Consider the following 19,204-nt stretch of genomic DNA (forward strand, 5'->3'; position numbering starts at 1 on the left):
AGTCGGGTAGGAGTACACTTTTTAATTGTTATTGGGCATATATTGGTCATTAGACTTATTGTTTATTGCGTGTTTTGAGTTTTTATTTAAACTCTGTAAGTGCATTGAAATACTTTATATTTCTTATTGATCTTATTGAATTGTATATTTTACAGTCACACGCAAAATTTGTATTTTCTTTTAAATATTTAGGGAATTCCGTGAAGAGAATACTTGGTTTATTGTTTATTTCGATTTCTCTGAGTTCTTGTTTAACTCCACCAAGTGTTGTGAACGATGTTCATATGAACGACAAGACGGCATATGGTTCGATTGCCACGGCTTACTATGCAGTATTCTCTTTCTTGCAAGTTCAACCATTCTATTCGACGACGGCCGGTTACGGCTTCAAAACTGTCTATGCGGCTTTTGACAGGGTTAATTTCGAGGAAGCCTGGAGTTTTGGAAAACGGCTTGAATTCACCAAAGGCACTTTCGAGAGGCAGCCATGTTTTCAGGCGCCGTGCATGGTCTTTTCGAATGGCATTGTGATCTTGACCGAAGCAGAGTTCCTGGAGGCGTCGTCCAATGGGTTTGCCTTTGAGCTCGTTGGCAAGTCGGGTAAGGTGGTTGGCAAGGTGAACCCACAGGCCTTTCGCGATGCTCTGAAACTCAAGAGTAAACTCGGTCCACCTGCCGCGCCATCTGTAAGCTCTTCAGCAGAACAGGTTGTGGCCGGGCAGGAGGGCGATCAATAGCATTACCATTAAGATCGCTCGTATAGACCTGCATTTGCACAATCATGCCTTGGACAAGGTCAACGCTGGCGCTGAAAATCGGTTTGCGGTCAAGGCACCATGCAGCTGCAATTCGGGAACGCGCTTGTGCACTGATTTGTGAATCATCTTTGAACCAATGCCGCCGGGAACTGTCTATGTCCGGCAACATTGTGTGAGCTAATTAAAATGGCGCTTATCAAACAGCCAATTGGTGTTTGATAAGCGTTCCAAAGCGGGCCATACCCGTATCAATGGCTTCGGCATTTGGCAGGGAGTAGTTCAGTCTGATTGTGTTCTTGCCGCTGCCATCGGCAAAGAATGCGGATCCGGGCACGAAAGCCACCTGGATTTCTTTTATCGATTTTGCCAGCAGATCCGCACCGTCCATATGTTCGGGTAGCGTCATCCACACAAACATTCCGCCTTCCGGTTTTGTCCAGGTAACACCCTCTGGCATGTAATTTTGTAAGGCTTGCAACATGTGATCGCGGCGCAGCCTGTAGCTATCGCAGGCCTTGCTGACCTGTTGGTCAAAGTGCCGCTCAGCCACATGGTGAATAACCATCTGGTTGATTGTCGGGCTGTGCAAATCGGCAGCCTGTTTTATCAGGACCAGCTTGGAGATGATGGGCTTTGCCGCACAAACCCAGCCCACTCGAAGGCCGGGCGTCAGGGTTTTTGAGAAACTGCCGGAGTAAATAACCCGCGTCTTGTCGATGTCTCCCTCGCGCTCAATATCGAGAGCAAGCATGGAAGGGGCGTTCTCGCCGTTGAACCGCAGTGACCGGTAAGCGGCATCTTCTATGAGGGGAATATCGAGCTCATGGGCAAGCTCGATCAGCTTGGCACGCTCGCTGCGTCCGATTGTTTCGCCAGTCGGATTGGAAAAATCAGCGGTGAGATAGGCGAGTTTTACCTGCCCGCCGGCTTTCTCTGCGCTCTGCATATAAGCTGCAGGGGTCGTATTGCCGCCTTCCGGTGTCAGACGATCATAACGTGGCTCATAGGCATTGAATGCCTGAAGTGCTCCGAGATAGGTGGGCCAGGTGGTAAGTATCGTATCGCCTGGCGAAATAAACAGCTTACCCAGATAGTCGAGCGCCTGCTGAGAACCCGTGGTAATGATGATATTGTCTATCGTGCATTCAACACCGAGCGATGCCATATGGCCAACGAGCCACTCACGCAGTGGCTTATAACCCTCGCTGACCGAATATTGCAGTGCTGCGCCAGCATTTTCACTCAGAATCGCGTTGTAAGCTTCCTGAATCGCATCTTTCGGAAACAGCGCCGGATCAGGTATGCCGCCGGCAAAAGAGATAATGCCGGGCTGATCCAGGAGCTTGAGCAGTTCGCGAACTTCGGAAGCACGCATATTATCGATGCGCGTTGAATATCGGTCGTTGCGATTGCTCATTTCTTCCTCCGCAATTTTGCAGGCACTCGACTGCAAAATAGATAATATGTCAACAATGCTGTCGTATATTTATTGCTTTGGAGCAAAAAAGACCGCATTTACTAAAAAAGCCCCGTCACAGTGTGAACGCGGCTTTTGAATTCAAGTGGTTTTATCAGGCAGCCATAGCTTTTGTAAGATTTTCGCTGATCTTGTCGAGGAAGCCTGTTGTTGAGAGCCAAGGCTGATCAGGGCCGATCAAAAGCGCCAGATCCTTGGTCATGAAGCCCGATTCAACGGTGTCGACACAGACTTTTTCAAGCGTGCTTGCGAAACGATCAAGCTCAGCATTGCCATCAAGCTTGGCACGATGTGCCAGACCGCGGGTCCATGCAAAAATCGACGCGATGGAGTTTGTCGATGTTTCCTGTCCCTTCTGGTGCTGGCGATAGTGACGGGTAACCGTGCCGTGAGCAGCTTCTGCTTCCACTGTCTGGCCATCTGGGGTCATCAGAACGGAAGTCATCAGACCAAGCGAGCCAAAGCCCTGCGCAACGATGTCAGACTGAACGTCGCCATCATAGTTCTTGCAAGCCCATACGTAGCCGCCAGACCATTTTAGTGCCGAAGCAACCATGTCATCGATCAGGCGATGCTCATAGCCGATCTTCTTTTCAGCAAACTTTTCCTTGAACTCCGTATCGAAGACTTCCTGGAAAATGTCCTTGAAGCGGCCGTCATAGGCTTTGAGAATTGTATTCTTGGTCGACAGATAGCAAGGAACGCCGCGATTATATGCGTAGTTCAGTGATGCACGCGCAAAATCGCGAATTGAGTCGTCAAGATTGTACATGGCCATGGCTACACCAGCGCTTGGTGCGTCATAGACATCGTGCTCTATGGTCTGGCCATCTTCGCCGACGAACTTGATCGACAACTTGCCCTTGCCGGGGAACTTGAAATCTGTCGCGCGGTACTGATCACCAAAGGCATGACGGCCAACTATGATTGGCTGTGTCCAGCCTGGAACCAGACGGGGAACGTTTTTGGCGATGATAGGCTCGCGGAAAATAACGCCGCCAAGAATATTGCGGATGGTGCCGTTAGGCGACTTCCACATCTTCTTCAGGCCAAATTCTTCAACGCGCTGTTCGTCAGGCGTAATGGTGGCGCACTTTACGCCCACACCATATTGCTTGATAGCGTTTGCAGCGTCGATCGTTACCTGATCATCCGTTGCATCGCGGTGTTCCATGCCCAGATCATAATATTTCAAATCAATATCGAGGTAAGGATGAATCAGCTTTTCCTTGATATATTGCCAGATGATGCGAGTCATCTCATCGCCGTCGAGCTCGACAACCGGATTTGCAACCTTGATCTTTGCCATGAATATTGGGCCTCTTTTTTGCCGGGTTTGGGATGCCGGCTTTGGTTTGATTGAGGGTTCGCGCCCCTATAGCATTGGAAAACAGTTACGCAAAGACGCTCGCACATGGTTTCGCGCAAACAGTTGGATTGCATCACAACGCCATGCTTGTTTTTTGATGCCCAAAGGTCGCCGCAACGCTTTTAATGGCGCAAAATCCTTCTCCAGCAGTCAAAATAAGATTTTTGGGGTTTTGTGTAAAAAAAACGCGAGCTATTACGGCGCAATCAAAGCAAGGATTGAAAATGGCCGGAACTGACAGACAGCGCACCCTTATTGCGGAAGGCCCGGCAATTATTCTGGTAGAGCCGCAATTGCCGGAAAATATCGGCATGGTGGCGCGGGCAATGGCAAATTTTGGACTGGCCGAGTTGAGATTGGTCAAGCCGCGCGAAGCCTTCCCAAATGAGAAGGCGCGTTCGGCTGCCAGTCGTGCCGATCATATTATCGATAATGCAAAGGTTTTTGATGATCTGGCTTCGGCGATCAAGGATTTGCATTTTGTCTATGCGACCACGGCTCGCGAACGTGACGCTTTCAAGCAGGTGCGTGGTCCTGTTGAAGCTGGACAGATATTGCGGCAACGTTTCAACAATAAAGAAAAAACCGGAATTCTGTTTGGTCGCGAACGTTTCGGCCTCAACAATGACGAAATCAGCCTCGCTGATGAACTTGTGACCTTTCCCGTCAATCCGGCTTTTTCTTCGTTGAATATCGCGCAGGCAGTGCTCCTCATGTCTTACGAGTGGATGAAATCAGGACTTGCAAAGGAAACCGATACGGCCTTTCGCGGCCCGGAACTTGAGCCTGCTCCGAAAGAGCAATTGCAAGGATTTTTCAACCATCTTGAAGATGCGCTTCAAGCTCGCGGTTACTTCCGTCCCATGGCGCGTAAGGAGATTATGGTCAATAATCTGCGCGGAGTACTGACGCGAGCTGGTTTTTCCGAGTCAGAATTAAGACTGCTACGCGGCGTTGTTGTTTCGCTGGATTACTTCAGTCCAAAGACCCCGCGCGGTTCCGGCGCGCCCGAGGGGCGCAAGCGCGAAAAGTCCATGCCGCCAGAAAATGACATGCAAACTTTGGACAGGGATTCATCAAGCGATGAATAATACGGCCAGCGACAGACCAATTATTGCTTTTGACAGCGGTATTGGAGGTCTTACAGTCCTGCGCGAGGCGAGGGTGCTCATTCCAGATCGCCGCTTTGTCTATATCGCCGATGATGCCGGTTTTCCTTATGGCGATTGGGAAGAAGAGGCTTTGAAGCAGCGTATCATCGGCCTTTTCGATGGTTTCATTAAAACTTATGATCCTGAAATAGTGATCATTCCTTGCAATACGGCATCGACACTCGTGCTGGATGATTTGCGTAAAGCATTTCCAGCAGTGCCGTTTGTGGGCACAGTTCCCGCGATCAAACCAGCAGCCGAAAGAACGTCTTCAGGTCTGATCAGCGTTCTGGCAACGCCGGGCACTGTGAAACGCGCCTATACGCGTGATCTCATCCAGTCTTTTGCCACAAAATGCCACGTGAGGCTTGTCGGCAGTCAAACACTCGCCCGAATGGCTGAAATGCACATGCGTGGCGATAAGCTGGATGATACGGCACTGCTGGATGAAATTATGCCGTGCTTCTACGAGAAGGATGGCAAGCGTACGGATATCGTGGTGTTGGCCTGCACCCACTATCCGCTACTGGTCAATGTATTTCGCCGCCTTGCTCCCTGGCCTGTGGATTGGCTTGATCCAGCTGAAGCCATAGCAAGGCGGGCATTATCCTTGCTCAAGCCCAATGTCGACGGCGTGGAGCCGGAACATGGTGACGATATCGCCGTGTTCACCTCGGGCTTGCCGGATTTTCCAACGCGGCGTCTGTTGCAGGGTTTTGGACTAAATCCGGTCTAGCTCAGCCAAGTTGACCAAACTCTTTGCGGATGACCGGCGCTACCTTCGTACCGTAAAGCTCAATCGCTTTGAGCGTGTTCTTATGCGGCAAGCTGCCAAGATCAATCTGCAACATAAAGCGATCATGTTTGAAGTAAGTATATTGCAGCATGATCTTGTCGATGATCTCTTGCGGAGAACCAACCAAGAGGGCGCCCCGAGGCGTGCGTCCAGCTTCATATTGCGCGCGATTGCTTGGCGGCCAGCCACGTTCGCGGCCGATTTTATTCATGACAACTTCGTAAGATGGCCAGTATCCATCAGCGGCTTCTTGCGACGTATCAGCCACATAGCCATGCGAGTTGATACTAACCTTGAGCGTCTCTGGGGAATGTCCAGCTTTGCTTCCCGATTCACGATAGAGTTCAACCAAAGGCGCGAAGCGATGCGGCTCGCCGCCGATGATCGCAACGGCAAGCGGCAGTCCCAGCGTGCCGGCTCTGACAACCGATTCCGGCGTTCCACCGACAGCAATCCATACGGGCAAGGGATTTTGCACCGGGCGGGGATATACAGCGATGTTATCCAATGGTGCCCGCAATTTGCCGTGCCATGTCACACGCGTGCTTTCGCGTAGCTTCAGCAATAGATCGAGTTTTTCTGTGAAAAGCTCATCATAATCGCGAAGATCATATCCGAATAAAGGGAAAGACTCGATGAAAGAGCCGCGTCCGGCCATGATCTCAGCGCGGCCAGACGAAATCAGATCAAGTGTGGCATATTCCTGGAACACCCGTACCGGGTCTTCTGAACTCAGAACGGTAACGGCGCTGGTAAGGCGAATATTCTTGGTGCGGGCAGCGCCAGCGGCGAGCGCTACTGCAGGTGTAGAGATTACAAAGTCAGGGCGGTGATGCTCTCCAATACCAAATACATCCAGCCCAACCTGATCCGCCAGTTCCATCTCTTCAATGAGATTCTGCATCCTTTGATGAGCATCAATCGCAACACCGGTTGTTGGGTCCGGGCTCATACCCGCAAATGTATAAATGCCAAGTTCCATGATTGTGCTCTTCGTTTTCAAACTAGACCGTAGGTAAGCTTGTCGACTCGTATTGTGAAGAACGCACATTTCAGTGTCCGAGGCACCAAAAAGTGACCGTTCAATTTGCAGTCGAAACGTGATTTGCGTGGAATGCCCGGCTGAACATGCCACCGTGACAAGATTCGCAGTGACTAATTCATGTTCATTTGTCAGATATATGCAAAAGCAAAAGGATGGTGACGCATATGAGCTGGTCAGTAATATTTGCCTTCGTGATCACTGCCACGCTTTTGGTCACATCACCCGGACCCAACGGCATGTTGATTGCCAAGACGGTTCCGACCTCTGGCCGCGCAGCCGGATTTGCCAATATTGCGGGATTCTTTACCGCATTTTACATACATGGCGCTTTGTCAATTCTGGGTATTTCCATCATTGTCATGAAATCCGCAACGGCATTTATGATCGTCAAATATATTGGCGTGGCTTATTTGTGCTGGATCGGAATTAAGGCGCTGATGGCTGCCTTCAAGGGTGTTGAAACTGCACCCAGGATCGCCCCCGCAAAGCGTCAGCGTACTCTTTTGAAGGCGTTCTTCGAGGGGTTGCTGACGAATGGCCTGAATCCCAAAGTATCAATGTTTTATCTTGCGGTTTTCCCGCAATTCATTCCTTTGAATGCTCATCCCGTAGCATCGGCTTTTCTGCTCGTTTTCCTGCATTCCATGATCAATATTGTCTGGTTCGGCTCGATTGTGTTTCTTTTTTCAAAGCTGACGGCCTTCACACGGCAAGGAAAATTCCAGCGCTGGCTCAAGGGGGTGACAGGCGTTGTTTTCATCGCGTTTGGGCTGAAACTGGCTACTTACCGGCCAGCTATCTAAAACTGCTCCGCACAACTCAGAGTACAGAGCAGTTTTGGTTTTGTGTTAGTTGAGCCTTGTCAGTACTTCATCAAATTGTTCGAGCGCCCAATCCACCTGATCGCGCTTGATAACTAAAGGCGGGGCAATGCGGATTGTGTCGCCATGGGTATCCTTGGCAAGAATGCCACGCTCTTTCAGCTCATAGCAGAAGCGGTTTGCGCCACCGGCTTCAGGATGCAATTCGACGGCCAGCATCAACCCACGGCCACGGACTTCCCGCACGATGTTGCTACGAATGCCCTTTAGCTGTTCAAGGAAGTACTGACCTTCGACCCGGGAATTCTCGATCATGCCTTCTTCTGTAAGTACGCGGAGCGCTGCTCTGGCAATTGCGCAGGCAAGCGGGTTCCCGCCAAACGTGCTGCCATGCTGACCAGGCTTTAGGACGCCAAGCACGTCGGTATTGGAAAGAACGGCAGAAACCGGATAAAAACCGCCGGAAAGCGCTTTTCCTATTAACGTTACGTCGGCTTCGATGCCTTCATGTTCTTCAGCAAGTAGCGCGCCTGTCCGGCCAAGCCCTGTCTGGATTTCATCAAGAATAAGCGTCACATTATTGCTGGTGCAAAGCTCGCGCACTTTAGTGAAATAGCCTTGGGGTGGAATGATAACGCCAGCTTCGCCCTGAATGGGTTCAACAAGGAAGGCAACAGTATTAGGGGTCAAGGCGGCGCTGAACGCATCGATGTCGCCAAAGGGAACCACCTTGAAGCCGGGAGCAAATGGTCCGAAGTTTTCTCGCGCTGAAGGATCTGTGCTGAAGCCAACAATTCCCATGGTCCGGCCATGAAAATTATCGGAACAGACGATGATTTCCGCACTGTTTTCCGGAACGCCTTTTACTTCATAACCCCATTTGCGAACGGCCTTGATCGCTGTTTCGACAGCTTCCGCGCCGCTGTTCATGGGTAGAATTTTATGAGAGCCGGTCAGTGCCGCCAGTTCTTCATAAAACAAGGCAAGCTGATCATTGCGAAAGGCGCGGGAGGTCAGCGTCAACTTGCTGGCCTGCTCAGTCATGGCCTTTAGAATTTTGGGATGGCAATGCCCCTGATTGACCGCTGAATAGGCAGACAGGCAATCTAGATAGCGATTGCCTTCAATATCCCACACATGGACACCTTCACCGCGCTCCAGCACTACGTCGAGGGGTTTGTAGTTATGTGCCCCAAGACGGGATTCGGTAGAAATGAGATCGGCGGCTGTGTGCAGCAAAATATCCTCCTATTGCCATATTCAAGCATTGATGGCGGTTGTGCCCTGATCAACGCGATTTGGTTTTCCGAAAACTGAGCGGCCAAAAAGGCTGGCCACGAGATCGACGAGCAACAAAGCGCTCTTGCCCCGCTCGTCCAGAAAAGGGTTCAGCTCGACAACATCGAGCGAGCAGACGACCCCTGAATCATGCAGCATTTCCATGACGAGATGTGCTTCACGATAGGTCGCGCCGCCGGGCACTGTGGTGCCAACACCGGGTGCAATGGACGGGTCAATAAAATCGACGTCAAAGCTGACATGGAGAACGCCATTTGCCTTTTGCACGCGTTCGAGAATTCGGCGCAGGAGCGGTGCAACGCCGAACTCATCGATCTGGCGCATATCAACGACATCAATACCCCGTTCGCGCAGAAGCACGCGCTCGGTGCTGTCAATTGAGCGGATGCCAAAAAGGTGGAGGTTTTCCGGTTTGACGAAACCATGCGGTTCATCGCCGAAAACGCCTTCGAGGCCGGGTTCCCGGCACAAAAGAGCCAAAGGCATGCCATGCATGTTGCCGGATGGCGAAGTGGCAGGCGTATTGAAATCAGAATGCGCATCAAGCCAAAGCACGAAGAGTTCACGATTCTGCTCTTCACAATAGCGCGCAATGCCGCCGACCGATCCGATGGAAAGACTATGATCGCCACCAAGAATAATCGGAAAAGAGCCTGATTTCATTGCGTTATAGGTTTCGATCGCCAGCATGCGCGACCATGCGGCGATTTCTTCAATATGATGGGCAAGACCGTTAACCGGCGGGACATTGGGCAATATTTCAGGAAGGTGCAGGTCGCCGCGATCTTCCGCAGCATGGCCGAGTTCTTCAAGTGTACGCACAAGCCCTGCCGTGCGCAAAGCGGCCGGTCCCATCAATGCGCCAAGCCGACCTGCGCCCTCTTCAATAGGGGCGCCGATAATGGTCAGGTTTTGCTTTTGAGTATCATCAAAATTGCCGTGCATATTCATGAATCGTCGCCATTTCGCAGATTGTCGTTTCCTGATGTTCGCATTTTTTAATGATGACAAAAAGCCAGCATCTTGATAGAAATGCGCAACATAATGAGCAGTTTGCTTAATAATATTGATCGGTTTGATAGGTATGGATGACATTGATCGTCGGCTTTTGTCATTGATGAGAGATGATTGCCGCCTGCCGGTTTCATCGATGGCTACAATCCTGGGCATATCGCGCGCCACCGTGCGCACTCGTATCGACAAAATGACCAATGATGGCACTATTCAGGGCTTCACACTCACCTTGAAAGCTGGCGCTGGTGTCTATGGAGTACGGGCCATCGCCATGATCGAAGTTGCCGGGCAGGGTGGCGAGAAGGTTATTCGCCGCCTTCAGGGTTTCCCGGAAATCCGGGCCATGCATACCACCAATGGGCGCTGGGATATTGTTGCTGAGATTGAGGTCGAGACCCTTGAGGCTTTTGACAAAACGTTGCGTGATATTCGCCACATTGACGGAATCACCTCAACAGAGACAAGTATCCTTTTGTCTACGCGTAAAAGCTAAGCGATTATAATGTTTGCACCAGCATTATGCGTGGTTCGACGGGGCTCACCATGAGGAAGGTGAGTTGATTTTAAGACAGTTTCTATGAGCTGTTTTATAAAGCAGCCAAACCACTTTTCTCATGGTGAGCCCCGTCGAACCACGCATAATGTTACTGTAAAAATATCTAATGTCCGGTGCTGATACTCTCGGGAGAGCCATTTGCATATTCGTGAAATTCCATGGCTGGAGCCTGTCGATGCTGCCGAACGTTTGCGGACGCTCGGAGGATTGAGCTTTCTCGACAGTGCGATGCGTCACGAATCCCTCGGACGGTACTCCTACGTGGCCGCTGATCCGTTCGGTCAGCTGATCGCCGATCAGGGCAGTGTAAGATGGAATAATGAGCCGGTGAGTATGCCCGCACGGGACGCTATTTCACATTATCTCGAATTATACCGCACGGTAGAACAAGCCGGATTGCCGCCATTCCAGGGAGGCGCGATAGGCTATTTCTCTTATGAATTCGGGCGCTTGCTTGAGCGATTGCCAAAGCCAGAAGTGCCAGAACAAGGGACAATGCCGGATGCCATATGGAATTTTTATGATGTCGTTCTGGCCTTCGATCACACAGAACAAAAAGTTTGGCTGATTTCAACCGGGTTTCCGGAACTGGAAAAAAGTGCTCGTGCAGAGCGCGCTGCGGAGAGGGCAGGACTGTTTTTAGACCAACTCACCAGATTGGAAAGCGGCGTTGCGGAACGAAAGCCAGCCATCCCCCGTACAGAGTGGAACTCCAATTTTGACCGTGAAAGCTATATGCAGGCGGTGAGCCGAGTCGTGGAATATATTCTCGATGGAGATATTTTTCAGGCGAACATTGCCCAGTGTTTCAGCGCAAACCTTCCCGAAAATTATGCGCCCTGGCAGTTCTACAAGCAATTGCGCCAGAAAAATGCTGCAACTTTCGCTGCTTTTCTCGATCATGGTGACATCATTATTGCGTCAAGTTCACCGGAGCGGTTTCTCGCTGTCACTGGAAGCCACGTCGAGACACGGCCGATCAAAGGCACAATGCCGCGATCTTCCGATCCTGTGAAGGATAAGCAACTAGCCGACATGCTCCTTGGATCTGAAAAGGACCGGGCCGAAAATCTGATGATTGTCGATCTGATGCGCAATGATCTGTCGCGCGTTTGTCGTCCACACTCGGTTCTGACGCCAGTGCTTTGCGGTCTGGAAACCTATGCCAGCGTTCATCATCTGGTTTCGGTGGTGACTGGCGAGTTGGCCAAAAACACATCATTGATGGATCTGATCGCTGCATCATTCCCCGGAGGATCAATAACCGGCGCTCCAAAGTTGCGGGCAATGGAGATCATTACCGAGATCGAGCGGCAGGCGCGGGGCATTTATTGCGGTTCGATAGGCTATATGGGTTTCAATGGTAATTGCGACAGCAATATCGGGATCCGAACTGTGTTGTTTCAGGGCGGCAAGGCTGTTTTTCAAGCTGGCGGCGGGATAACAGCGCTGTCGGATCCGGCAGCCGAGTATCAGGAAACCCTTGATAAAGCCGCTCGCATCTTCAGCGTTTTTGAAGAGGATGCGCCGTGATCCTGATCATCGATAATTACGATTCTTTTGTTTTTACCGTTGCACGCTATTTCGCAGAGCTTGGCACGATCCCGAAAGTGGTTCGAAACGACGCCATATCAGCTGAAGCAGTAAAGCACCTCGCTCCAGAGGCCATTATCCTTTCACCGGGACCATGCGGACCGCGCCAGGCCGGGCAGTCGCTGGCAATTATCGAACAGCTGAGCGGGGAAATTCCTATACTCGGCATATGTCTTGGCCATCAATGTATTGGAGAAGTGTTTGGCGGCAGCGTTGTGCGGGCACGCGAACCAATGCATGGTCGCTCGTCGGCAATCCAGCATGACGGCACGGGTGTTTTCAAGGGCCTGCCGAGCCCCCTTAAAGCGGGACGCTATCATTCATTGATCGTGGAGTACGAACCGCAAGCGGGTCCATTATTGATTAATGCGCGTTCCAGCTCGGGTGAAATCATGGGGCTGACCCATGCAAGCCACCCAACCCATGGCGTTCAGTTCCATCCGGAATCCGTATTGACCGAGTATGGTCATGCCATGCTCGGGAATTTTTTGCGGCTTGCACGGCAGTTCAATCGCGAACAAATAAAGGTGTAAATTAGCGCGCGCCGCAATTTTCGCCTCTTTGTTCGATATTCCTGTTGGACGTTTCGCCTATCCTCGCTACACACACAATATGACGTCCGCCGATCGTGGGCGGTCTTGTTACAATCGCCTTTTACAAAGCAAATGAGCAGGAGACAGATCATGCTGCGCAAGACCGATTTCTATATTGATGGAAAATGGATAGCTCCAATTGTCGCCAAAGAGCTTGAAGTGATCAACCCGGCTGACGAGCAAGCATTTGCCACGATCTCTCTTGGTTCTGCCGCTGATGTGGACAAAGCAGTTATCGCTGCCCGCAATGCCTTCACCACGTGGAGTATCAGCACCCGCGAGGATCGCCTCGCTTGGCTGGAACGCCTGATCGCCATTTACGAATCGCGCCTCTCCGATATGGCCAGGGCAATATCGTCTGAGATGGGTGCACCCATGACCATGGCGCTCGAAGAACAGGCGGCTTCAGGAATGGGGCACCTCAAGGCCTTTCAGCGCGCGCTGAGGAATTTCGAATTCGAACGCCCGCTTGATGCACACAACAAGAATGTACGTATCGCCTATGAGGCAATTGGCGTTTGCGGCCTCATTACACCTTGGAACTGGCCGATGAATCAGGTGGTGCTGAAAGTCGTTCCTGCGATTGCTGCGGGCTGCACAGTCATTCTGAAGCCATCTGAAGTTGCACCAATGTCCTCCATGCTCTTTGCGGAAATTATTGACGCTTCTGACTTGCCCGCAGGTGTTTTCAACCTCGTCAATGGCGATGGGCCGACTGTGGGCGAAGCTATGTCACGTCATCCAGGCATTGATATGATGTCCTTTACCGGTTCTACGCGCGCTGGCATTGCTGTCACCAAAGCTGCTGCCGATACGGTCAAGCGGGTTTCGCTGGAACTTGGTGGCAAATCACCAAACATTGTTTTCGCTGACACGGATGTTGAAGCAGCGGTAAAGCGCGGCGTTGCCCATGTGTTCAATAATACCGGACAATCCTGCAACGCGCCGACACGCATGCTCGTCGAACGTTCTGTCTATGACAAGGCAACAGAAGTTGCCGCACAAACGGCCAAAGCGACCAAGGTTGGCGATCCTTCGCAGGAAGGTGACCATATGGGCCCCTTGGTTTCCGAACTTCAGTTCAACAAGGTGCAGGGTCTGATAGAACAGGGCATCAAGGAAGGCGCGCGGCTCATTGCCGGCGGAACCGGACGTCCCGAGGGTTTCAATCGTGGCTACTATGTCCGCCCGACCGTTTTTGCTGACGTGAACAACGGCATGACCATTGCTCGCGAAGAAATATTCGGTCCGGTTCTGACGATGATACCCTTTGATACAGAAGAGGAGGCTGTCGAAATCGCCAATGACACGCCCTATGGCCTTGCCGCCTATGTTCAGTCCGGTAATGTTGAGCGCATCAAACGCGTATCGAAGCAGCTTCGTGCAGGCATGGTGCGTATCAATGGCGCGAGCCATGCGGCAGATGCACCTTTCGGTGGCTATAAGCAGTCAGGTATCGGCCGCGAAGGCGGTCATTGGGGCCTTGAAGACTTCCTGGAAGTGAAGGCCATAAGCGGTTGGGAAGACAGCACCGCTTGAGCCTGTATTGCCTGAACGACGATTGATGCCAGCAGACGGGTGCGGACAGAATGGATGAAACAGAACGCCTGAGCAATGCCGCGCCTGACGTTGAGGACGTGGACATCTATGGCGAAGATGGCGCTGTGCGCTCGTCTTATCTCGCTCGCGTCGGCGCGGCTATTGCCGATCGCGATGTGCTGTTTCTGCGTTCGCATGTTGGCAAGCTGCATCAATCCGAGTTGGGTCATGTTCTTGAAGCCTTGCAGTCAGAACAGCGGCGCGCATTGGTTGAATTGCTTGGCGATGAGTTCGACTTTGCATCGCTCACCGAGGTGGACGAGGCTGTCCGCCTCGAAATCGTCGATGCAATGCCAAACAGGCAGATTGCCGAGGCCGTTCAGGACCTCGATTCCGACGATGCCGTCTACATTCTTGAAGATCTCGATCAGGAAGACCGCGACGAGATTCTGGCGCAATTGCCATTTACCGAGCGAGTGCGCCTCCGGCGTTCACTGGGTTATCCGGAAGAGACGGCTGGCCGCCGCATGCAGACCGAGTTTGTGGCTGTGCCGCCGTTCTGGACGGTGGGGCAGACCATCGACTATATGCGCGAGAATGATGATCTGCCGGAATCCTTTTCGCAGATATTTGTCATTGATCCGATGTTTCGGCTGCTGGGCGCCATTGATCTTGATCGCATCTTGCGCACGCGCCGCGATACGAAGATCGAAGATATCATGCACGAAACACGGCATGCGATCCCGGCAACGATGGACCAGGAAGAAGCTGCGCAAATTTTCGAGCAATATGATCTGCTATCTGCCGCTGTTGTCGACGAAAATGAGCGTCTGGTCGGTGTTCTGACAATTGAAAACATCGTTGACGTTATTCAAGAAGAGGCCGAGGAAGATATTATGCGCCTCGGCGGCGTCGGCGACGAAGAGCTTTCCGACTCGATCCTTTCCACCTCGCGCTCGCGTACGCCGTGGCTTGTGGTCAATCTGTTCACGGCATTTCTATCGGCATCTGTCATTGGGCTTTTCGACGGCACGATCCAGCAGATGGTCGCGCTTGCCGTGCTCATGCCGATTGTTGCCTCCATGGGCGGCAATGCAGGCACGCAGACGATGACTGTTACAGTGCGCGCGCTGGCGACACGTGACATGGATATCTATAATGCTGGCCGTATCATAAGACGTGAAGCATCCGTGGGACTGATCAACGGCGTCATCTTTGCAATACTGATAGGTCTGGTCGCGGCTTTCTGGTTCAGCAGCGTCAATCTTGGCGGCATCATCGCTTGCGCGATGATAATCAACATGCTGGCGGCCGCGCTTGGCGGAATCCTCATTCCGCTGCTCCTCCACCGATTCGGCGCAGATCCGGCGATTGCCTCAGCGGTATTCGTGACAACAATCACCGATGTGGTTGGCTTTTCGTCATTTCTCGGCCTTGCAACATGGTGGTTTGGCTTCAAATAAAAGTTGTTATGCACCAAAGTTTTCAACCGAGTACAATCGTTCAATTGACTTTTACGTAAATTCGTGACCACTACATTCAATCGGTTAAAGAGAGAATGATCTGTGTCTGCTATCCGCGAATATTATTCAATTACAGAATTGACACGGGAGTTCGGTGTTTCAACCCGGACATTGCGCTTTTATGAAGATGAAGGCCTGATCCATCCTGTGCGGCGCGGGCGCACACGCTTATTCCGTCCCTCTGATCGGCATCTGCTAAAGCAGATTCTTCGTGGCAAGCGCCTGGGTTTCTCGATCTCCGAGATTCAGGAAATCATCCAGATGTACAAGGCGCCCCCCGGTGAGCTTGGACAGATTCATCTTATGATGAAGCGCGTGGAAGAAAAACGCAGTGAGCTGCGCCAGAAGCGCCGGGATATCGAAGAAACCTTGGCAGAACTAGATCAGGTGGAAGAGGGCTGCATTGAGCGGCTCGCTGAGCTGGGCGTTAATACCTGAAGTCTCACTGACCGGTTTCGTTAAGACAAATCTGCTGGATTTCCTGCATTTGCGGATCGGTTTGCGGATTTCGCTTTCCCGATAGTGCGTCAGCGAATATTCCGTCTGCCTGAAATCTACCCACGACACATCCGCAGAAGTTTTCGCAAAGGGCCTTGTCATAGGTCACTTCGCAGCTTTGCACACATTCACCCGCATAGCGGCTGGCAGGCAGGGATGGGGGAAAAATCTGGGAAATAACGTAGACACAACCGATAAGCACGGGTTGATGAATCAGATAGAAGGCAAGGCTATGGCGACCGATAAAGCGCAGCCCTTTGTCCAGCCAAGCCGGTTTGATATTGCCCGCAAACAAGGTCAGCAAATTGAGATGCTGGAATGTTTTGGCGAGGGCCATCCCCACCAATACCGCTCCGAACCAAGGAAATATCGGTACAAAATCATTGGAGCGGATCGTAATTTCGGAAAGACCCAGCGGCCATAGCCACGGGGCATCAAACGCCGATGATGCCAGAAAATGGGACGCGGCAACAACTCCAGCAGCGGCGAAAGCGATGATAAATGCTGGCAAGCGCAAGAAAAGCAGGCCAAGAAGGCTCGCAGCCGCAATTTGATGGAGTATACCAAAGAATACAAAGCTGTCCGGGGTGAATTGATAGGTGGCAATTGTAATTGCCAGCGCTGCGGCAACAATTTGCGCTAGTCGGATGCCGAAGGGTCGCCAGCGAATGCCGCGACTATGAGCCAGAACGAGACTGAAGCCGACAAGCACCAGAAATGTCGATGCAATACAGCGGGCATAGAGCTTCCACATACCATGTCCGGTTGTGCCGGGCTCCAAATAGCCGAAGAACTCAAAATCCCAACCGGTATGATATGTCGCCATTGCAATAAGAGCGATGCCGCGCAACACATCGAGTTTGCCAAGGCGTGCTTTTACCGGAGGATTTGAGACAGCGTTTTGGCTCATTTTATGGAATCTCGTAGCTAAAGTTTGCCGCAAGCTATTGGAGCTGGCGCTTAAAATCCATGACGTTTCAGCAATCCCATCACGGATTGTGAAAAATCCATCGAAAGTTGCATGTTATGTCGCCTAATTGACTGCTATCGATGGATTCTCGTTCGATGCTTCCTGCAGCGTTCGAATCAAGCTTCAAAGTCCCATCGTGATAAATCAAGTTCGTCATCCCATCTGGATCAACACGGCCAAGCGTCCAACAGCGCGGGTATTTGCCATCCTTTTCGGCATCGAATCGATGGCCCGTGCGATCATTACTAGTGTGGTGCCGATCCAGACCTATGATCTTTTGCAAAGCGAACGCAGCGTCAGCATTCTTTATACCTGTATGTCTTTGCTCGGGCTTATTTCAACCTTATCGATCCCGCTGCTGATCGTGCGCATTCCACGGCGATGGGTGTACACAGCTGGTTCAGTTTCTCTGATGCTGGGATGCATCGCATTTGCGCTTGATACAATATCAGGACAGGCAATTGGACTGTTCCTTCGAACCTTCGGGGCAGGAACGCTTTCGATAACGCTCAGCCTTTACATTATGGACCATATCAAGAAAGGCGAACTTGTCCGGGCCGAATCCGTACGTATGGCAACGGCGACGCTCGCCTGGACGGCCGGGCCTTTTTTGGGTGTTTTTCTTTACACCCGCATCGGGATGATCGCTCCATTTTTGTTATCGATCGGTTTTTCCATTCTTTTGCTGACGCTGTTCTGGTATTTCCGGCTTAGCGATAACCCGGCCTTGCAAAAGGGCCCCAGCCGTCCGGCAAACCCCATTGCAAATGTGCGCCGGTTTGTCGTTCAGCCGAGGTTGCGACTGGCTTGGCTCATTGCCTTTTCCCGCTCTTGTTATTGGAGCACTTTCTTCGTCTACGGCCCGATCCTCATGGTAGCGACGGGGCAGGGATCGCTCGCCGGCGGGCTGCTCGTATCTTTAGGCAATCTGTTTCTTCTTGGTTCCATTCTGTGGGGCAAAATCGGAATGGCGCACGGTTTAACGCGAACAATATCCGGCATATTCATCCTATTGGCTATTGCCCTGATCGGTGCGGGAATTGCTGGCGAAAGTTTTCCGATGATTGCAGCACTCATGCTGCTTTCCGGTTCATTTTTCTGTGTCGCGCTCGATACATTGGCATCCACGACATTCATTCGGGCTGTACACCCGCATGAACGAGCCCAAATGACCGCTGTATATCGGACTTATCTCGATTTTTCCGAAATACTGCCCGCCTTCTTTTACTCGATCATCCTGACATTCTTCAGCTTCGGCTCGATCTTTATCGCATTGGCAGCGTTGATGCTGTTCACAGCCATATTCGTCTGGCGATATCTGCCACGCCGTTTATAGGCCAGTCTGGGCATTGCGGATGAGAACGTCGCGCGCTTTTGAGAAGAACTGCCGGCGTAAAAGCACGAAGGCAACCAGTGTTGTCGTGACCATGAACAGCGCCGGGTGAAGAAACCAGCCTAAATATCCTATCGAGAAGAATATGCCGCGAAGGCCGCTGTTAAAATGCTGCCCGGCCTGAATGTTTATCCCGGCGGCGCGATTGATTCCGGCAACCACCTGCGGATCATCGGGACCTCTATCGCGGGCCATAGGCACACTGCCGATCAATATGGAGCAATAATTAAACAGCCGGTACGACCAGGCAAATTTAAAGAACGCATAGGCGAACAGGATGAGCAGACCAAGTATCTTTGTCTCAAACAGCTGTTGCGTTGTTTCGCTGATGAATGGCAGTTCGTGAAACAGGGTCAGAACGCGACCCGAAGAGTTGAGAAGGCCGAAACAGCCGCCGATTGCCAGGATCGAAGTTGAGGCAAAGAATCCTGTGCCTTGCTGCAACCCGATCATGATGCTGGTATCGATCATGCGCAGCTCGCGCGTGGCCATTGTCGTCATCCACTGGCTTCGTGCGTGATTCATCTCGGATGTCAGGGATTTTCTGCCACCAAAGCCATTGGCCGTGGTGTGCGAATAAAGCGCCCAGACGGCGAAAAAATACACTAGCGCCACAACATCGAGCCAATAGGACATATTCGGATTCGTCATTGTTCCATCACCCTTGGGGTCGGACCCCAGGATGTGCAGGCTCCGAGAATGGGGTACTATTCAACCTTTATTCGGGCAGTTCTGTTTCGTGTCAATAATTGCTGACACAAATAGCTATTGGACTTTCGTCTCACACACCCTATGTCGTATAAATGCAA

The 19,204-nt window shown here is 51.6% G+C and carries 19 protein-coding genes; 12 read left to right on the forward strand and 7 right to left on the reverse strand.

Annotated features, from left to right (window positions below):
• Nucleotides 1-284 precede the first annotated feature (284 nt).
• Nucleotides 285-737: a hypothetical protein gene (locus tag V9K92_RS19500; protein ID WP_337354712.1), complete on the forward strand. Its 453-nt coding sequence runs from the start codon at nucleotides 285-287 to the stop codon at nucleotides 735-737.
• A 217-nt stretch (nucleotides 738-954) separates the two neighbouring features.
• On the opposite strand, the gene V9K92_RS19505 is transcribed toward V9K92_RS19500, so the two are convergent.
• Both V9K92_RS19505 and V9K92_RS19510 read right to left on the reverse strand, forming a co-directional pair.
• Nucleotides 955-2,175 carry an aminotransferase-like domain-containing protein gene (locus tag V9K92_RS19505; protein ID WP_337354713.1) on the reverse strand — a complete coding sequence of 407 codons (1,221 nt, stop codon included), beginning with the start codon at nucleotides 2,173-2,175 and terminating at the stop codon, nucleotides 955-957.
• A 154-nt stretch (nucleotides 2,176-2,329) separates the two neighbouring features.
• Entirely contained in the window at nucleotides 2,330-3,544 is a 1,215-nt protein-coding gene (locus V9K92_RS19510; RefSeq protein WP_307285273.1) for an NADP-dependent isocitrate dehydrogenase, read from the reverse strand.
• Between V9K92_RS19510 and V9K92_RS19515 the strand changes: the two genes are divergently transcribed.
• From V9K92_RS19515 to murI, 3 genes are read left to right on the forward strand one after another with little or no spacing between them, the layout of a single operon-like run.
• Nucleotides 3,543-3,842, forward strand: a complete 300-nt coding sequence (locus V9K92_RS19515) for a hypothetical protein (protein ID WP_307285270.1) — start codon at nucleotides 3,543-3,545, stop codon at nucleotides 3,840-3,842. The genes V9K92_RS19510 and V9K92_RS19515 overlap by 2 nt on opposite strands.
• Nucleotides 3,829-4,695: an RNA methyltransferase gene (locus tag V9K92_RS19520; RefSeq protein WP_337354714.1), complete on the forward strand. Its 867-nt coding sequence runs from the start codon at nucleotides 3,829-3,831 to the stop codon at nucleotides 4,693-4,695. The genes V9K92_RS19515 and V9K92_RS19520 overlap by 14 nt, the downstream gene beginning before the upstream one ends.
• Nucleotides 4,688-5,491 carry a glutamate racemase gene (gene murI / locus V9K92_RS19525; RefSeq protein WP_337354715.1) on the forward strand — a complete coding sequence of 268 codons (804 nt, stop codon included), beginning with the start codon at nucleotides 4,688-4,690 and terminating at the stop codon, nucleotides 5,489-5,491. The genes V9K92_RS19520 and murI overlap by 8 nt, the downstream gene beginning before the upstream one ends.
• Nucleotide 5,492: 1 nt before the next feature.
• Here the strand turns inward: murI and V9K92_RS19530 are convergent, their stop codons facing one another.
• Entirely contained in the window at nucleotides 5,493-6,533 is a 1,041-nt protein-coding gene (locus V9K92_RS19530; protein ID WP_337354716.1) for an LLM class flavin-dependent oxidoreductase, read from the reverse strand.
• Between the two features lie 227 nt (nucleotides 6,534-6,760).
• On the opposite strand from V9K92_RS19530, the gene V9K92_RS19535 reads away from it, so the two are divergent.
• Entirely contained in the window at nucleotides 6,761-7,399 is a 639-nt protein-coding gene (locus tag V9K92_RS19535) for a LysE family translocator (RefSeq protein ID WP_307285258.1), read from the forward strand.
• A gap of 45 nt (nucleotides 7,400-7,444) precedes the next feature.
• On the opposite strand, the gene rocD is transcribed toward V9K92_RS19535, so the two are convergent.
• Nucleotides 7,445-8,653, reverse strand: a complete 1,209-nt coding sequence (gene rocD, locus V9K92_RS19540) for an ornithine--oxo-acid transaminase (protein WP_307286544.1) — start codon at nucleotides 8,651-8,653, stop codon at nucleotides 7,445-7,447.
• A gap of 24 nt (nucleotides 8,654-8,677) precedes the next feature.
• A complete protein-coding gene (gene rocF / locus V9K92_RS19545; protein WP_307285255.1) occupies nucleotides 8,678-9,667 on the reverse strand; it encodes an arginase in 990 nt (329 codons plus the stop codon).
• Between the two features lie 133 nt (nucleotides 9,668-9,800).
• Between rocF and V9K92_RS19550 the strand changes: the two genes are divergently transcribed.
• The 6 genes from V9K92_RS19550 to V9K92_RS19575 all read left to right on the forward strand — a co-directional run bounded on the left by V9K92_RS19550 (nucleotide 9,801) and on the right by V9K92_RS19575 (nucleotide 15,972).
• Nucleotides 9,801-10,223 (forward strand): Lrp/AsnC family transcriptional regulator, encoded by a 423-nt coding sequence (locus V9K92_RS19550; protein ID WP_337354717.1) that lies wholly within the window; start codon nucleotides 9,801-9,803, stop codon nucleotides 10,221-10,223.
• Between the two features lie 201 nt (nucleotides 10,224-10,424).
• On the forward strand, nucleotides 10,425-11,819 hold the full coding sequence (gene pabB, locus V9K92_RS19555; RefSeq protein WP_337354718.1) for an aminodeoxychorismate synthase component I: 1,395 nt from the start codon (nucleotides 10,425-10,427) through the stop codon (nucleotides 11,817-11,819).
• Nucleotides 11,816-12,412 carry an anthranilate synthase component II gene (locus V9K92_RS19560; protein ID WP_337354719.1) on the forward strand — a complete coding sequence of 199 codons (597 nt, stop codon included), beginning with the start codon at nucleotides 11,816-11,818 and terminating at the stop codon, nucleotides 12,410-12,412. The genes pabB and V9K92_RS19560 overlap by 4 nt, the downstream gene beginning before the upstream one ends.
• Before the next feature lie 150 nt (nucleotides 12,413-12,562).
• Nucleotides 12,563-14,011, forward strand: a complete 1,449-nt coding sequence (locus tag V9K92_RS19565) for an aldehyde dehydrogenase family protein (RefSeq protein ID WP_440809227.1) — start codon at nucleotides 12,563-12,565, stop codon at nucleotides 14,009-14,011.
• Between the two features lie 50 nt (nucleotides 14,012-14,061).
• Nucleotides 14,062-15,474, forward strand: coding sequence for a magnesium transporter (mgtE, locus tag V9K92_RS19570; protein ID WP_336440056.1), 1,413 nt, complete (start codon nucleotides 14,062-14,064; stop codon nucleotides 15,472-15,474).
• A 111-nt stretch (nucleotides 15,475-15,585) separates the two neighbouring features.
• Entirely contained in the window at nucleotides 15,586-15,972 is a 387-nt protein-coding gene (locus tag V9K92_RS19575; RefSeq protein WP_115053294.1) for a MerR family transcriptional regulator, read from the forward strand.
• A 4-nt stretch (nucleotides 15,973-15,976) separates the two neighbouring features.
• Here the strand turns inward: V9K92_RS19575 and V9K92_RS19580 are convergent, their stop codons facing one another.
• The gene (locus tag V9K92_RS19580; RefSeq protein ID WP_337354721.1) at nucleotides 15,977-16,942 is read right to left on the reverse strand and encodes a heparan-alpha-glucosaminide N-acetyltransferase; all 966 of its coding nucleotides are present in this window, start codon (nucleotides 16,940-16,942) and stop codon (nucleotides 15,977-15,979) included.
• A 196-nt stretch (nucleotides 16,943-17,138) separates the two neighbouring features.
• On the opposite strand from V9K92_RS19580, the gene V9K92_RS19585 reads away from it, so the two are divergent.
• Nucleotides 17,139-18,338: an MFS transporter gene (locus V9K92_RS19585; RefSeq protein WP_337354722.1), complete on the forward strand. Its 1,200-nt coding sequence runs from the start codon at nucleotides 17,139-17,141 to the stop codon at nucleotides 18,336-18,338.
• Here V9K92_RS19585 and V9K92_RS19590 read toward each other — a convergent pair.
• Nucleotides 18,333-19,046 carry a DUF599 domain-containing protein gene (locus V9K92_RS19590; RefSeq protein ID WP_307285235.1) on the reverse strand — a complete coding sequence of 238 codons (714 nt, stop codon included), beginning with the start codon at nucleotides 19,044-19,046 and terminating at the stop codon, nucleotides 18,333-18,335. The two genes, V9K92_RS19585 and V9K92_RS19590, sit on opposite strands and share 6 nt — an antisense overlap.
• Nucleotides 19,047-19,204 lie beyond the last annotated feature (158 nt).

It is taken from the genome of Phyllobacterium sp. CCNWLW109 (genome assembly GCF_037203905.1).
Classification (GTDB): domain Bacteria; phylum Pseudomonadota; class Alphaproteobacteria; order Rhizobiales; family Rhizobiaceae; genus Phyllobacterium; species Phyllobacterium ifriqiyense.